At 60.2% G+C, this 13,623-nt stretch carries 13 protein-coding genes; 5 read left to right on the top strand and 8 right to left on the bottom strand.

From position 1 onward, the window contains the following. Positions 1–3: 3 nt before the first annotated feature. Complete coding sequence (locus ACLH0H_RS20675) at positions 4–891, bottom strand: proline iminopeptidase-family hydrolase (protein ID WP_411379424.1); 888 nt, start codon at positions 889–891, stop codon at positions 4–6. Between the two features lie 183 nt (positions 892–1,074). On the opposite strand from ACLH0H_RS20675, the gene ACLH0H_RS20670 reads away from it, so the two are divergent. Both ACLH0H_RS20670 and ACLH0H_RS20665 read left to right on the top strand, forming a co-directional pair. Next, positions 1,075–1,839, top strand: coding sequence for a LuxR family transcriptional regulator (locus tag ACLH0H_RS20670; RefSeq protein ID WP_411379423.1), 765 nt, complete (start codon positions 1,075–1,077; stop codon positions 1,837–1,839). A gap of 93 nt (positions 1,840–1,932) precedes the next feature. Continuing rightward, positions 1,933–2,865, top strand: a complete 933-nt coding sequence (locus tag ACLH0H_RS20665; protein ID WP_411379422.1) for a proline iminopeptidase-family hydrolase — start codon at positions 1,933–1,935, stop codon at positions 2,863–2,865. Between the two features lie 102 nt (positions 2,866–2,967). On the opposite strand, the gene ACLH0H_RS20660 is transcribed toward ACLH0H_RS20665, so the two are convergent. Further along, positions 2,968–4,470, bottom strand: coding sequence for a nucleobase:cation symporter-2 family protein (locus tag ACLH0H_RS20660; RefSeq protein ID WP_411379421.1), 1,503 nt, complete (start codon positions 4,468–4,470; stop codon positions 2,968–2,970). A gap of 157 nt (positions 4,471–4,627) precedes the next feature. Between ACLH0H_RS20660 and ACLH0H_RS20655 the strand changes: the two genes are divergently transcribed. Beyond that, entirely contained in the window at positions 4,628–5,461 is an 834-nt protein-coding gene (locus tag ACLH0H_RS20655) for a nucleoside-binding protein (RefSeq protein ID WP_411379420.1), read from the top strand. A gap of 155 nt (positions 5,462–5,616) precedes the next feature. Here the strand turns inward: ACLH0H_RS20655 and ACLH0H_RS20650 are convergent, their stop codons facing one another. The 3 genes from ACLH0H_RS20650 to punC all read right to left on the bottom strand — a co-directional run bounded on the left by ACLH0H_RS20650 (position 5,617) and on the right by punC (position 8,042). Then, positions 5,617–6,453, bottom strand: a complete 837-nt coding sequence (locus ACLH0H_RS20650) for an IS3 family transposase (RefSeq protein WP_411378539.1) — start codon at positions 6,451–6,453, stop codon at positions 5,617–5,619. After that, a complete protein-coding gene (locus ACLH0H_RS20645; protein WP_014717988.1) occupies positions 6,450–6,752 on the bottom strand; it encodes a transposase in 303 nt (100 codons plus the stop codon). Before ACLH0H_RS20645 ends, ACLH0H_RS20650 begins: the two co-directional genes overlap by 4 nt. Positions 6,753–6,851: 99 nt before the next feature. Next, a complete protein-coding gene (gene punC / locus ACLH0H_RS20640) occupies positions 6,852–8,042 on the bottom strand; it encodes a purine nucleoside transporter PunC (RefSeq protein WP_411379419.1) in 1,191 nt (396 codons plus the stop codon). A gap of 122 nt (positions 8,043–8,164) precedes the next feature. Here punC and punR point away from each other — a divergent pair, with 122 nt between their 5' ends. Continuing rightward, positions 8,165–9,079, top strand: a complete 915-nt coding sequence (gene punR, locus ACLH0H_RS20635) for a DNA-binding transcriptional activator PunR (RefSeq protein ID WP_411379418.1) — start codon at positions 8,165–8,167, stop codon at positions 9,077–9,079. A 125-nt stretch (positions 9,080–9,204) separates the two neighbouring features. On the opposite strand, the gene ACLH0H_RS20630 is transcribed toward punR, so the two are convergent. Beyond that, the gene (locus ACLH0H_RS20630; protein ID WP_411379417.1) at positions 9,205–10,374 is read right to left on the bottom strand and encodes an aspartate aminotransferase family protein; all 1,170 of its coding nucleotides are present in this window, start codon (positions 10,372–10,374) and stop codon (positions 9,205–9,207) included. A 102-nt stretch (positions 10,375–10,476) separates the two neighbouring features. Here ACLH0H_RS20630 and ACLH0H_RS20625 point away from each other — a divergent pair, with 102 nt between their 5' ends. Further along, positions 10,477–11,382 carry a LysR family transcriptional regulator gene (locus tag ACLH0H_RS20625; RefSeq protein WP_411379416.1) on the top strand — a complete coding sequence of 302 codons (906 nt, stop codon included), beginning with the start codon at positions 10,477–10,479 and terminating at the stop codon, positions 11,380–11,382. Here the strand turns inward: ACLH0H_RS20625 and ACLH0H_RS20620 are convergent. Together ACLH0H_RS20620 and fabV are read right to left on the bottom strand one after the other, a co-directional pair. Continuing rightward, the gene (locus ACLH0H_RS20620; protein ID WP_411379415.1) at positions 11,379–12,002 is read right to left on the bottom strand and encodes an HAD family hydrolase; all 624 of its coding nucleotides are present in this window, start codon (positions 12,000–12,002) and stop codon (positions 11,379–11,381) included. The genes ACLH0H_RS20625 and ACLH0H_RS20620 overlap by 4 nt on opposite strands. Before the next feature lie 219 nt (positions 12,003–12,221). Beyond that, positions 12,222–13,415, bottom strand: coding sequence for an enoyl-ACP reductase FabV (gene fabV, locus ACLH0H_RS20615; RefSeq protein ID WP_411379414.1), 1,194 nt, complete (start codon positions 13,413–13,415; stop codon positions 12,222–12,224). Positions 13,416–13,623 lie beyond the last annotated feature (208 nt).

Here is a 13,623-nt window from a genome sequence, read left to right as displayed (position 1 = left end):
TCGTCAGCCTCGATGGCGCGCGAGGAAGTCCAACAACACCGGGAAATACGCCTGGGGCTCCTCGTAAAAAGGCATATGGCTGCTGTTGGGGAATACGTGCAGTTCAGCATGCGTGGCCGAAAGCTTCATACGCAGGGCGCAGGCCGGGGTGAGTTCGTCGTGCTGGCCGGTGGTGATCAGGATCGGCATCTTGAACGCTGCCATCTCGTCGAGGCGGTTCCAGTCCTTGAGGTTGCCGATGTAGAGGAATTCGTTGGGCCCCTGCATGGTTTCGTAGGGGCCCATGTTCCAATCGCCCAGGGAACGCTTTACCGGCTCGGGCCATTCGTCGAGGCGGCACACGTGGCGATAGTTGAGCAAGGTGATCGCGGCCTGGTATTGCGGATGGTCGAGGGTGCCCATGGCTTCATGGCGCTGCATCATCGCCACGGTTTCGCTGCCGAGGGCGCCGCGCAGGCGCTCCAGCTCCCGGGACAGGTGCGGAATGTCGCCGACGGTGTTTTCCAGGATCAGGCTTTTCAGCGCATCGGGGTAGTGGATGGCGTATTCGATTCCGAGCCAGCCGCCCCAGGAATGCCCGAGCAAATGCACACGCCCCAGGCCCAGCGCCTGGCGCACGGTTTCGACTTCTTCGACATAACGGCCGATTTCCCACAACGAAACGTCGGTGGGTCTGGCTGAAGCGCCCGTGCCAAGCTGGTCGAATGCAACCACTCGCAGGTTATGGTCTTTGAGCCAGCCATGGGCGTCGCGCAAGTAGTCACACGGCAGGCCAGGCCCGCCGTTGAGGCACAGCAGCACCTCATCGCCCTGGCCAAAGCTGTAGACCACGAGCTCATGGCCATCGACTTGCACGCTGTACTGCTGGTCGGGGGCAATTTCACGCCACATGCATACATTCCTTGTGTAGTGTCGGCCTGGCAGGTAGCGGCCGTTTATCAGGCCAACACTACCGAGGATGCCGCGCGTCCATAACCTAGCATTTCTTATAGGTTTGGCCTGGCAGTCCTTCGCCGGGGCGTGGCATTCTACTTGCAGCAAGTCGAGATTCAAATGAATTCGGGAGCAGAACGGATGCTGGCCAAGCTGACTGCCTTAAACCACCGTCTGATGCCGGGCAGGAGCCTGGACGAGCAGATGGACAATACGTTTATCCTCGCCCAGCAGTTGGGCTTCGATGCACTGGTGTATGACTACAGCCCGGTGCCCATCGACCAGGATGGTGCATTGATCACCCCTTCGGTGCTCGAACTGCGCAACACCCCGCCAGACTGGCATGCCTTGTGGTGCAGCAAGGGGTTCTACCAGATCGATCCGGTGCAACATCTGGCCCTGAGTACGGTGTCACCGTTTGTATGGTCCTATGACATCAAGGTCGACACGCCTTTGCAGCGGATCATCGACCCCTGCCACGCGCCGGTCTCTTCCTACCTGCATGACCAGCAATTGACCTGCGGCGTCAGCGTGCCGATTCACCTGCCCCGTGGCGGCTTCGCCTCGCTGACCGGCCTGCGTACCGGCAAGGCCGGCAACGTATTGCAGGATGCGCAGCACACCTTGTCGGATTTCAGCCTGATTTCCCATGCATTACAGGAAGCGGCCTACCCGCTGTTCAGCAAAGAGCTGCGCACCTACCCGCATATCCACCTGACCAAACGCGAGCGCGAGTGCCTCAAATGGGCCGCCGACGGCCTGACCGCAGCCGAAATCGCCACGCAACTGAGCCGCTCACTGGCGGTGGTCACCCTGCACCTGGCCTCGGCGATGCACAAGTTGGGGGCCAGGAACCGTGTGCAGGCCGTGGTGCGCGCCACCCATTACCGCCTGCTTGAAGACTGACCCGGCGGCAAAACCTAGCTGTTTTGCTAGTTACCTGGATGTCTGCCACGCATTATCGTGTGCCTGATCCTATTTTTCAGAGCAGGGCACGAAATGGAATTCATCGAAAAAACCCGTGAAGGGTATGCGGCGTTTGGCACCTACCAGACCTGGTACCGCGTCACCGGCGACCTCTGCAGTGGCCGCACGCCCCTGGTGATCATCCACGGCGGCCCCGGCTGCACCCATGATTATGTTGATGCGTTCAAGGATGTCGCCGCCAGCGGCCACGCCGTGATCCATTACGACCAGATCGGCAACGGCCGCTCGACCCACTTGCCGGAAAAAGACCCGTTCTTCTGGACCGTGGGGCTGTTCCTCGCCGAATTGGACAACCTGCTGGACCACCTGCAGATCAGCGACAACTACGCGATCCTCGGCCAGTCCTGGGGCGGCATGCTCGGCAGCGAGCACGCCATGCTGCAGCCCAAGGGCCTGCGTGCCTTCATCGCGGCCAATTCGCCGACCTGCATGCGCACCTGGGTCAGTGAAGCTGACCGTCTGCGCAAATTGTTGCCAGAGGGCGTGCATGAAACCCTGCTCAAGCACGAAGCCTGCGGCACTTACCAGGCCCCGGAATACCTCGCCGCCTCGCGGGTGTTCTATGACCATCACGTGTGCCGGGTCAACCCGTGGCCGGAAGAGGTCGCGCGCACGTTCGCCCAGGTCGACTCGGACCCAACGGTGTACCACGCCATGAGCGGGCCCACCGAGTTCCATGTGATCGGCAGCTTGAAGGACTGGAAATCGACGGGCCGGTTGTCGGCGATCAAGGTACCGACCTTGGTCATTTCCGGCCGCCACGACGAGGCCACGCCGTTGGTGGTCAAGCCGTTCCTGGATGAAATCGCCGATGTGCGCTGGGCGCTGTTTGAAGACTCCAGCCACATGCCCCATGTGGAAGAACGCCAGGCGTGCATGGGGACGGTGGTGAAGTTTCTGGATGAGGTGTGTTCAGCTTCGTACAGCGCCCTAAAGGCCGGCTGAGATCCAAAATGTGGGAGCGGGCTTGCTCGCGAATGCGGTGGCTCAGTCGAAACAACTGTGACTGGCACGCCGCATTCGCGAGCAAGCCCGCTCCCACATTTTTTAAACCGCGCTAGTCTCAGGCTTAGCTGCTTTCCTCGGGGCATCCGCCACCACCGGAATCTCCTTACCCTCGGCATCAAACAACTTACCGCCCCTGAAGTAATCCCCATCACGCAGTGCCGCCACGTCGTGGAAGCACAAACTGCGCTCCGTCCCGGCCACGAACACCGACTGCTGGTCCGAGTTGCCCGCGGTGAAGTGGTTGAACGCCAGGTTCAGCAGGATCGCCATGATCGCCGACGAACTGATCCCCGAGTGGAAAATGGTCGCGAACCAGCTCGGGAACTGATCGTAGAAGCTCGGCGCGGCGATCGGGATCATGCCGAAACCGATGGAAGTGGCAACGATGATCAGGTTCATGTTGTTACGGTAATCCACCTTCGACAGCGTGCGGATACCGCTGGCGGCCACGGTGCCGAATAGCACGATCCCGGCGCCGCCCAGCACTGAGGTGGGCACGGCCGCGATCACTCGCCCCATGAACGGCAACAAGCCGAGGACCACAAGGAACAGCCCGCCCGTGGCCACCACAAAGCGGCTCTTCACCCCGGTGACCGCCACCAGGCCGACGTTTTGCGCAAATGCGCTCTGGGTGAACGAACCGAAGATCGGCGCAACCATGCTCGACAGCATGTCGGCGCGCAGGCCATTCCCCAGGCGTTTTGAATCGACCTTGGTGTCGATGATTTCACCCACCGCCAGAATGTCGGCCGAGGTCTCGACCAAGGTCACCATCACCACGATGCACATGGAAATGATCGCGGCCAGATGAAACGTGGGCATGCCGAAATGGAACGGGGTCGGGAAACCGAACATCGGCCCTTGGGTCACGCCGGAGAAGTCCGCCATGCCGAGGAACACCGCAATCAGCGTGCCGATCACCATCGCCAACAGGATCGATAGGCGCGAGATGGTCGCGCTGCCGATCTTGCTCAGCAGCAGCACCAGCACCAGGGTCAACGCCGCCAGGCCGATATTGGGCATGCTGCCGAAATCCGCGGCGCGGCTGTTGCCGCCCATGGCCCAGCGGGCCGCGACCGGCATCAGGGTGAGGCCGATGGTGGTGATCACGATACCCGTCACCAACGGCGGGAAGAACTTGGTAATTCGTGAAAACACCGGGGTTATCAGCAACCCGATGAACGACGCGGCCATCACCGCCCCGAGAATCGCCGGCACGCCGCCGGCGCCATCACTGCCGACAATCGCCACCATGGTTGCCACACCGGCAAACGACACGCCCTGCACCAGCGGCAATTGGCAGCCAAAGAACGGCAGGCCGAGGGTCTGCAACAGCGTGGCCAGGCCACCGGCAAACAACGACGCGGCGATCAACAGGCCGATGTCCGCCGGCGACAACCCGGCCGCCTGGCCGACGATCAACGGTACCGCGACGATTCCGCCGTACATGGTGAGTACATGCTGCAGGCCGTAAGCCATGTTGGCGGCGACGCCGAGATTCTCATCTTCTGGCCGCTGCGGTGACGCCTTCGGGTTAGTCATGGTGAGGGGTTCTCTGTTTTTGTTGTGCGGCCACTGTATGCAATGTTAGGACTGGATGTCCATAGAGTTGTATACAATCTATCGGACAAGATACCCTCCATCGGCGTTACAAAAACAATTCGGCCGTAATGAGCCAGAACGCCAAAGGACCAGGACAATGAAAAAGGCACTACAGGGCGCCACCGTTGCACTCACCTTGCTCGGCGGTGGGGAGGCCGTCGCGGTGGAGTGGATGAACAACAGCGTAGGTTTTCGCTACGGGCAGCAGTTCACCAATCCGAATAACCCCAACGCATTCAGCAAGCGCATCTACAGCGTTACCCACGCCAGCGGCTACCGGTATGGCAGCAATTTCCTCAACCTCGATGTGTTTCTGTCCGACAGCCGCGACCCGCGCAAGGGCACTGACCGGGGTGGGAGCGAGGTCTACGCGGTGTATCGCCACCAGCTGTATGCATCACGGGTGTTCGATCTGCCGCTGGGCAGCGGCCTGGTCAAGGATTACGCGCTCACCCTGGGGCTTGACGCCAACCGCAACAACAACTTCGCTTCAGCGAAAAAGCGCGCGCTGGTGGTCGGCCCGACTTTGAAGTTCAACACCGTCGGCGTGCTGGACCTGAGCCTGATGTACTACAAGGAAAGGAACCACACCGGTATCCCTGGCGCGCAGGAGACGAACCACACCTTCGACGACACTTACATGCTCAACCTGACCTGGATGCGCCCGTTCGAAGTCGCCAACCATGCGGCGAAATTCCAGGGGTTCATCAACTACGTCGGGGACAAAGGCGAGGACTACCATGGCCGCGATACCGCGCCGGAAGCGCTGATGCGCACGGCGCTGATGGTGGCGGTACGCCCGGGCAAAAGCGTGAAGCCGAACCTGTACCTGGGGGTGGGTTATGAGTACTGGCACAACAAGTTCGGCGTGGACGGCGGCCGGGGCAGCCGTACGTCAACGCCAACGGTGAATATGGAAATCACCTTTTAGTAGTAGCTGACGGAACCGTCTCAACTGTGGGAGCGGCGGTGCGACGATTCGACTTGCTCGCGAATGCGGTGTATCAGTCGAAATATCTGGTGACTGACACACCGCATTCGCGAGCAAGCTGAACTGGTCAAGTAATCTTGGACACTGATTACGGTTCACGCCGCCAACCTTTCCTTCATGACCGGCGACCGGTAGTCGTTGTAGCTGTGAGGCCTGCTGATGTTGTAGCGAGAGACATAGCGCTGCACGTCTGCTCGGGCCTCATGTTCCAGTTTGTAGCCCGTTTCAGGCACCCACTCTGATTTCAAACTGCCAAAGAAACGCTCCATCGGGGCGTTATCCCAGCACTCGCCTTTACGGCTCATGCTTTGCCTAAAACCCTGTTTGAGCAGCTCGTTTCGAAACTTATGACTGGTGTACTGACAACCTTGGTCAGAATGAAACAACACATTCTGGGGATGGCCGCGTAGCTCAACCGCCATGCGTAGCGCTTCGCAGGTCAGGTTGGCATCAGAAATCATCGAGAACGACCAGCCTACGATCCTGCGAGCGTACAAATCCAGAACGGCGGCGAAGTACATCCACCGCTTGCCGACCTTGATGTAAGTCACGTCGCCACACCACACCTGATTAACCGCCGTCACATCAAATTTCCGCTTGAGCACGTGTGGCGCCACCAAGGCCTCCGCGCCCGGCGACTTGTACTTATGGCGCCTGCGCTGACGACTAGCGATGCCAGCTTCGCGCATCAAACTGCGAGCCATATAACGTCCGATACGATGCCCTTTGGCTTGTAGCTCCTTGGACAATGTACGTGCGCCGGCCGACTCTCTGGACGCCTTGTGGTGCCTGACCAGCGCGGCCTTGAGCTTGTCCCGTTCAGGATTTGCTCTGCCCTGGCGCTGGCGCCAAGCGTAGAAACTACTGCGGTTGACCCCGAACGCCCGGCAACACCTTTTAACGCCGTACTGCTCGTCCAGCTCATCGATCAACGTGAATGATCTTTGGCGTCCAAAAGCAGGAGAGCACTGGCCTTTTTTAGGATTTCGATATCCAGGTCTTTCTCTCTGAGCAGAGCTTTGAGCCTCTGGATTTCTCGTTGATCAGCGGTAATCGCCTTGGCCCCTACGGGAGTCGAGCCCAAGCGTTCTTTTTGCACTTGATCGACCCAGCGACGCAGCGCTGTGGGGCCGATATCCAGGCTGGCACAGACTTCGGTAACTGGCTGACCTTCATCCAACACCATGCTGGCGGCCTTGAGCTTGAACTCACTCGAATAAGATTTACGCATATCCAAACACCTCAAATTTGGGCGCTATCATAGCGCCCGAATGAAGTGTCCAAAATCATTAGGCCAGTTCAAGCCCGCTCCCACATTTTGAGCCGATTATCACTTCAAGTGCGCACCAGCTCCGAACGACCGGTTTTTTGGCCGCGCCAGCCAGTAGCCGAACACAGCTACGGGTGCGGTCGCCAGCATCACGATCACGGTGATCAGCAACGGCTGGTCGATCATCGATGACACCAGCAAGCTGCTGAGAAAGCACAGCCCCAGTTGCAGGGTGTTCTGCAGCGCCGCCGCCTTGCCGGAATTTTCGGCAAAGGGCATCAGCGCATTCGCCACAACGATGGGGTAACTCGCACCGTTGACCAGCGCCATCAGGCAGAACGGAATCAGCAGGGTGGTCAGCGTCGGCACGGTCAAGGTCGCGACCAGGTACAACGCCAGCATGCTGATGCAGTACGCCAGCAGCAACCACGGCAGCAGCGTCTTGCCCTGGCAGTGCTGCAAGGCGCTTCGGCAACTGTAGCCGCCCACCAGGAACGCCAGGGTCGGCAGCACATAGCTCAGGCCGATGTCATTCGGGCTGTAGCCCATGTCGCCCAGGATGAAGGGCGAAGCGGTCAGCCAGGCGAAGAAACTGGCCGAGCACGCGGCGAAGATCATCACGTTGCCGGTGAACACGCGAGACGTCAGCAATTGTCCATAACCCAGGCGCGAAGGTTCGCCCTCCCCTGCCCGGCGTTTCGGCGGGGTGCGCAGGAAGGCTGTCGGCAACAGCAACAGCAAAGACACCCCGAGCAAGACGCCGAAGATCGCCTGCCAGCCAAAGTGATTCAGCACCATGGCCCCCAACAACGGCGCCAGGGCCGGCGACAGCGACATCAGCGGCATGATGCTGGCGAACACGCGATGCGCCTTGTCGGCCGGGTAGCGGTCGATCACCAGCGCCTGCCAGCTCACGGCGGCGGAACACACGCCAATCGCCTGGACAAAACGCAATGCCAGCAGTTGCGGCGCGGTCTCGACCCAGAACATTCCCGCGCATCCCAGCACAAACAGGCCAAGGCCGGCGAGCAGGATCGGCTTGCGTCCCAGGCGGTCGGACAATGGTCCCCACAACAACTGACCGAGCGCAAAACCGGCGAGGAAAATACTCAAGCTGGCGCCCACCGCACCGGCGCCAATCTGTAACTGCTCGCCCATGGCGCCGAACGCCGGCAAGTACATGTCCATGGCGAGATAACCGAGCATGCTCAGGCCCGCCAGGTACCCGGTAAAACCAAAAGAATTTTTCATTGAAGCCTTATTAATCCTGCCATCAAACTATTTGCTGACTGGCGCCCATTATGAAGCTGGCAGTTGTGGTGTGAAGCGATAATAATTGAACATTCCTATCAATAAATTTGAAGGCAGGCCGCATGTGGTCCGAATATTCTCTGGATGTGGTCGACGCCGTGGCGCGCCATGGCAGCTTCAGCGCCGCTGCCCAGGAGCTGCATCGCGTGCCTTCGGCCATCAGCTACACCGTGCGTCAGCTTGAAGAATGGCTGGCGGTGCCGCTGTTCGTACGACGGCATCGCGACGTGGAGCTGACGCCTGCTGGCCGTCTGTTTATCGACGAAGCCCGCGGCGTGATGAAAAAGATGCTCGGCACCCGGCGCCTGTGCCAGCAGGTGGCCAATGGCTGGAGTGGCCAGTTGAAGGTCGCGGTGGACTCTATCGTCAAACCTCAACGTTGCCGGCAGTTGGTGCTGGATTTCTATCGCCAGTTTCCCGAAGTCGAGCTGCTGCTGGAGTACGAGGTGTACAACGGTGTGTGGGATGCCTTGGCGGATGAACGCACCGACATCGTGATCGGCGCCACCAGCGCGGTGCCGGTGGCCAGCCGCTTTACCTTCCGCGACATGGGCTTGCTGAACTGGCTGTGCGTGGTCAGTGCGCGGCATCCGCTGGCCAGTGTCGACGGGTTGCTGAGCGACGATCAACTGCGTCCCTTCGCCTCGCTCTGCATGACCGATACCTCGCGCAACTTGCCCAAGCGCGACACCTGGACCCTGGATAACCAGCGGCGGCTGGTGGTGCCGAACTGGGCGTCCGCGCTTGACTGCCTGCGTGACGGACTGTGTGTCGGCATGGCGCCGGCGCATCAGGTGTTGCCGTGGATCGAGCGCGGTGAGCTGGTGGCGCTGCAACTGTCGCGCCCCTTCCCGGCCAGCCCGTCGTGCGTGGCTTGGGCGCAGAGCAAGCTGTCGCCGGCCATGGCGTGGTTGCTGGAGTACCTGGGGGATACCGAAACCATGAATCAGGAATGGTTGAATGGGGATGATCTCTAGCAGTCACGAATATCCCCCTGTGGGAGCGGGCTTGCCCTAATGCCAGTCAGTTAAGGTTTTTTGTAGGAGCGAGGGCGATGTACGCTTAACTGACTGGCAAGCCCGCTCCCACAGGGAATCGTATTTCAATCCAATAGACGAGTAATGCCCCGCACGATCATCTCAACTTCCTTGGCATCCAAGGTCAACGGTGGCAGCAGCCGAATGACTTTGCCGCGGGTCACGTTGATCAGCAGGGCGTGCTCCTGCGCGGCGCGCTGGGCCAGGTCGCGGTAAGGGCTGGCCAGCTCGATCCCGATCATCAACCCGTGCCCCCGAATTGCCAGCACCTGCGGGTGCTCGCTCAACTCCACCCGCAACCGCGCGAGCAAACGCTCACCCTGTTGCGCGGCGTTCTGCAGCAGGCCTTGTTCTTCAATAATGTCCAGCACCGTGCAACCGACGCGGCAGGCCAGCGGGTTTCCGCCAAAGGTGCTGCCGTGACTGCCCGGCGTGAACAACTGGGCCACGGCGGATCGCGCCAGGCAGGCGCCGATCGGTACACCGTTGCCGAGGCCCTTGGCCAGGGTCATCACGTCCGGCAGGATGCCTTCATGCTGGAAGGCAAACCAGTTGCCGGTGCGACCGATGCCGGTCTGAATTTCATCGAGCATCATCAACCAGCCATGCCGCGTGCAGTGATCACGCAACGCTTTCAGGTAGCCCGGCGGTGCCGGCAACACGCCGCTCTCACCCTGGATCGGCTCCAGCAGGACCGCCGCGATGCGCGTGCCGAACGCCTTGGTCATTGCCTCTATCGCTGCCATATCACCAAAGGCGACCTTGAGAAAATCTCCCGGTAAGCGCTGGAAGCCCAAGCGCACCGATGGCCCATCGCTCGCGGCCATGGTCCCGAGTGTGCGGCCATGGAAGGCGTTTTCCATGACCACCACCAACGGCGCCTCGATGCCTTTTTTCCAGCCATGCAGCCGCGCCAGTTTCAGCGCGGTTTCGTTGGCTTCAGCGCCGGAATTGTTGAAGAAGGCGCGGTCCAGGCCAGACAGCCGGGCAAGGCGCTGGGCCAGCCGTTGTTGCCAGTCGATGCTGTAGAGGTTGGAGGTGTGCAGCAACAGCCCGGCCTGCTCACTGATCGCCGCCACCAGCCGAGGGTGGGAGTGACCGACATTGGTCACCGCCACGCCGGCCACCGCATCCAGGTATTCACGGCCCTGCTGGTCCCACAGCCGCGTGCCCAGGCCGCGGGTAAAACTTAAGGCCAAAGGTTGGTAAGTGGTCATCAGGCAGGCGGCGGTCATGGCAGAGGCTCCAGTACTTCGTTGTGATGGATGCAGTATCGTTAACCACCGGAGCTGGATAAACTCTGCATTCCTGCGATGACTTTAAATCAAGGCTTGATAATGGATCTGTTCCAGGCGATGTCGGTGTACGTAAAGGTCGTCGAGACCGGCAGCATGACGGCGGCGTCACACGCTTGCGGTATGTCGACCACCATGGTCGGCAACCACCTGCGCGCCCTGGAGCAGCGCCTGGGCGTCAGCTTGCTCAAACGCACCACGCGCAAGCAAAGCCTCACGGAGTTTGGCGGCCAGTATTACCAGCGCTGCCTGGAAGTACTGGGGTTGGTGGCCGACTCCGAGCAATTGGCTGAACAGGCCAAGAGTGACGTGCCCAAAGGCACCCTTCGCATCACCGCGCCCCCGGTGTTCGGCACCGAACGCCTTACCCCGGCCTTGAGCGAATTTTCCCGGCGCTACCCGCTGATCAACCTGTACGTGGTGTTGAACAACGAGCGTATGGACTTGGTCGACAGTGGCTTCGACGTGGCGATCCGGCTTGGCGAATTGGAAACATCCAGCCTGATCGCCCGGCCAATGCAGGACTACACCCTCACACTTTGCGCGTCACCTGAGTACTTGGCGCGACGCGGCACGCCGTTAACGCCCGATGACCTGCAACAGCACGACTGCCTGGCGTTCGCCTACCCGGCGAATGACAATTGGCGCGACACTGAAAAACTGTGGCGCATGACCAGCGATGACGGCGAGCGGGAGGTGCAGGTCTGCGGCTCATTGACCATCAACAGTTCGCAAGGCTTGCGCCAGGCGGCGGTGAATGGCATGGGCATCATCATGCTGGCCGATGCCCTGGTGCAACCGGACCTGGAGAGCGGCAAACTGGTGGCCTTGTTGACCCAGTATCGACTGCCCAGCCGCCCCATGCACCTGCTCTACGGCCAGGACCGTTATCGCCTGCCCAAGCTGCGCGCGTTCGTGGATTTCGCCATGGAAAAATGGGCGCGCTAGAAGCCTACGCCCAGCTCACGCAACCGCGCCGCCGTGAGCTGCGCCGACACATGGTGGATGCCTTGCCAACCGAGCGCGACGGCCGCTTCGATATTGCCGGCGACATCGTCGATAAACACCACCTCCTTGGGCTGGATATCCGGCAGATGGGCCCGAACCTGGTGCAGGCTCGCGTGATAGATCGCCGCATCCGGTTTGATAAGTTTCAACTCACCCGACACCACGATGTCGCGAAAGCACTGCAGGAACGGATAATTGGCTCGCGCATAAGGAAAGGTTTCGGCCGACCAGTTGGTGAGCCCGAACAGCGGCATATTGGCAGCGTGCAGCGCCTTGAGAATCGCCACGCCGTCCGGCAGCGGGCCAGGCAGCATCTCATGCCAACGGTCGTAATAGGCCTGGATCAAATGCTCATGCTGGGGGTATTGCTCGATCAGGCTGCGGGTGCCATCAGCCAGGGAGCGACCGGCATCCTGCTCGGTGTTCCAGGCCTGGGTACAGATGTTATCGAGAAACCATTGCCGCTCATGGTCGTCGGCAATCAGCTGGCGGTACAGATGGTGCGGGTTCCAGTCGAACAGGACACCGCCGAAATCAAAAACCACTGCGCGAATGGTCATCGGATCCTCCTTTGGCAAGCGTTGATAGCCGCAGGAGTCTGGCAGATTCTGGAAGAAAGGAGGCACGCGATGGCGTGTAGGAGGGTTCCCAAAATTAAGGTTTACACAAATCCAATGTGGGAGCGGGCTTGCTCGCGAATGCAGTGGGTCAGCCGACACATGTGGCGACTGACACACCGAATTTCGCGAGCAAGCCCGCTCCCACATTTTGAGCGCGTTTTAAGCCTGAATCAGACCATTGATTTTCACGGTGGGATTCACGTCAGCCTCGTAGTCCACGCCGTCGATTTCAAAGCCGAACAAACGCAGGAATTCAGCCTTGTAGCCGGCGAAATCGCTGATCTCGTTGACGTTGTCGTCGGTGACCTGGTTCCACAGGGCAGCGACGGCGTCCTGGACCTTGGGTTCCAGCTCGGCCAGGTCGGCACGCAGGCGGCCGTCGGCGTCGAGTTTCGGCTGGCTGCCATACAGGCTGTCCTTGAACAAGCCGTAGACCTGTTCGATGCAACCTTCGTGAGTACCCTGCTCCTTCATCACTTTGAACAGCAGCGAGAGGTACAGCGGCATGATCGGGATGGCCGAGCTGGCCTGGGTCACCACCGCCTTGAGCACCGACACGCGAGCGTCGCCCTTGAGTGCGGCCAGGTTGTCGCGCAGGGTCAGGACTTTCTTGTCGAGGTCTTTCTTGGCTTCGCCGATGGAGCCGTTCCAGTAGATATCCTGGGTCAGCTTCTCGCCGAGGTAGGTGAACGCGGTGGTCTTGGCGCCTTCGGCCAGCACGTCGGCGTCACGCAGGGCGTCGATCCACAGCTGCCAGTCTTCGCCACCCATGACTTTCACGGTGCCGTCGATTTCTTCCTGGGTCGCAGGCTCAAGGGTGGTATCGACGACAACGCCCTTGTCGGTATTGATACCGCGCAGGGTCACAGCCTTGCCGATCGGCTTGAGGGTGGAGGTATGCACCACGCCTTGCGGGTCGGTACGACGCGGCGCGGCCAGGCTGTAGACGACCAGGTCGATTTTGCCCAGGTCTTTCTTGATGGTGTCGATGGTCAGGCGCTTGATCTCGTCGGAGAACGCGTCGCCGTTGATGCTCTTGGCGTACAGGCCTTTTTCAACGGCAAACTTCTCGAACGCAGCGCTGTTGTACCAACCGGCGGAACTCAGCTTGCCTTCTTCGCCTTCTTTCTCAAAAAACACGCCCAGGGTGTCGGCACCGCAGCCAAAGGCCGCGCTGATGCGCGCGGCCAGGCCGTAGCCAGTGGAAGCGCCGAGGACCAGCACCTTTTTTGGGCCGCCTTCGATGGCGCCGTGCTCAGTCACGTAGTCGATCTGTTGCTTGACGTTCGCTTCACAGCCAACAGGGTGAGCGGTCACACAGATAAAGCCACGAACCCGCGGTTTGATGATCATAAAATTTCTGCCTCTTCCAAGGTGCCGAAGGCCAGTGGTGGCCATTCAACTTCAATCGTACCGGTCTATGACGTCCAAAAAACCGAAGCGTCACGATAGTCGCAAATCTTCTGATTACAAAATTCAATCGGCTAAACGCAGGAGCGGATGTGAAGGCCATTACCCTGCGTCGGTTTTTCTACAAAAACTGGAAGCTGATTCAGTGGGT

Source organism: Pseudomonas sp. MPB26, assembly GCF_046605355.1.
GTDB classification, from domain to species: Bacteria; Pseudomonadota; Gammaproteobacteria; order Pseudomonadales; family Pseudomonadaceae; genus Aquipseudomonas; species Aquipseudomonas cedrina.
Note: the sequence above shows the minus strand (reverse complement) of the source record. Positions and strands in the feature narration are given on the sequence as shown.

Excerpts from the sequence above, each read along its gene's own strand:
- fabV (WP_411379414.1), bottom strand. The coding sequence starts at position 13,415 with ATGATCATCAAACCGCGGGTTCGTGGCTTTATCTGTGTGACCGCTCAC.
- ACLH0H_RS20620 (WP_411379415.1), bottom strand. The coding sequence starts at position 12,002 with ATGACCATTCGCGCAGTGGTTTTTGATTTCGGCGGTGTCCTGTTCGAC.
- ACLH0H_RS20670 (WP_411379423.1), top strand. The coding sequence starts at position 1,075 with ATGCTGGCCAAGCTGACTGCCTTAAACCACCGTCTGATGCCGGGCAGG.
- ACLH0H_RS20665 (WP_411379422.1), top strand. The coding sequence starts at position 1,933 with ATGGAATTCATCGAAAAAACCCGTGAAGGGTATGCGGCGTTTGGCACC.
- ACLH0H_RS20645 (WP_014717988.1), bottom strand. The coding sequence starts at position 6,752 with ATGCGTAAATCTTATTCGAGTGAGTTCAAGCTCAAGGCCGCCAGCATG.
- punR (WP_411379418.1), top strand. The coding sequence starts at position 8,165 with ATGTGGTCCGAATATTCTCTGGATGTGGTCGACGCCGTGGCGCGCCAT.
- ACLH0H_RS20625 (WP_411379416.1), top strand. The coding sequence starts at position 10,477 with ATGGATCTGTTCCAGGCGATGTCGGTGTACGTAAAGGTCGTCGAGACC.
- ACLH0H_RS20630 (WP_411379417.1), bottom strand. The coding sequence starts at position 10,374 with ATGACCGCCGCCTGCCTGATGACCACTTACCAACCTTTGGCCTTAAGT.
- ACLH0H_RS20675 (WP_411379424.1), bottom strand. The coding sequence starts at position 891 with ATGTGGCGTGAAATTGCCCCCGACCAGCAGTACAGCGTGCAAGTCGAT.
- ACLH0H_RS20660 (WP_411379421.1), bottom strand. The coding sequence starts at position 4,470 with ATGACTAACCCGAAGGCGTCACCGCAGCGGCCAGAAGATGAGAATCTC.
- punC (WP_411379419.1), bottom strand. The coding sequence starts at position 8,042 with ATGAAAAATTCTTTTGGTTTTACCGGGTACCTGGCGGGCCTGAGCATG.
- ACLH0H_RS20655 (WP_411379420.1), top strand. The coding sequence starts at position 4,628 with ATGAAAAAGGCACTACAGGGCGCCACCGTTGCACTCACCTTGCTCGGC.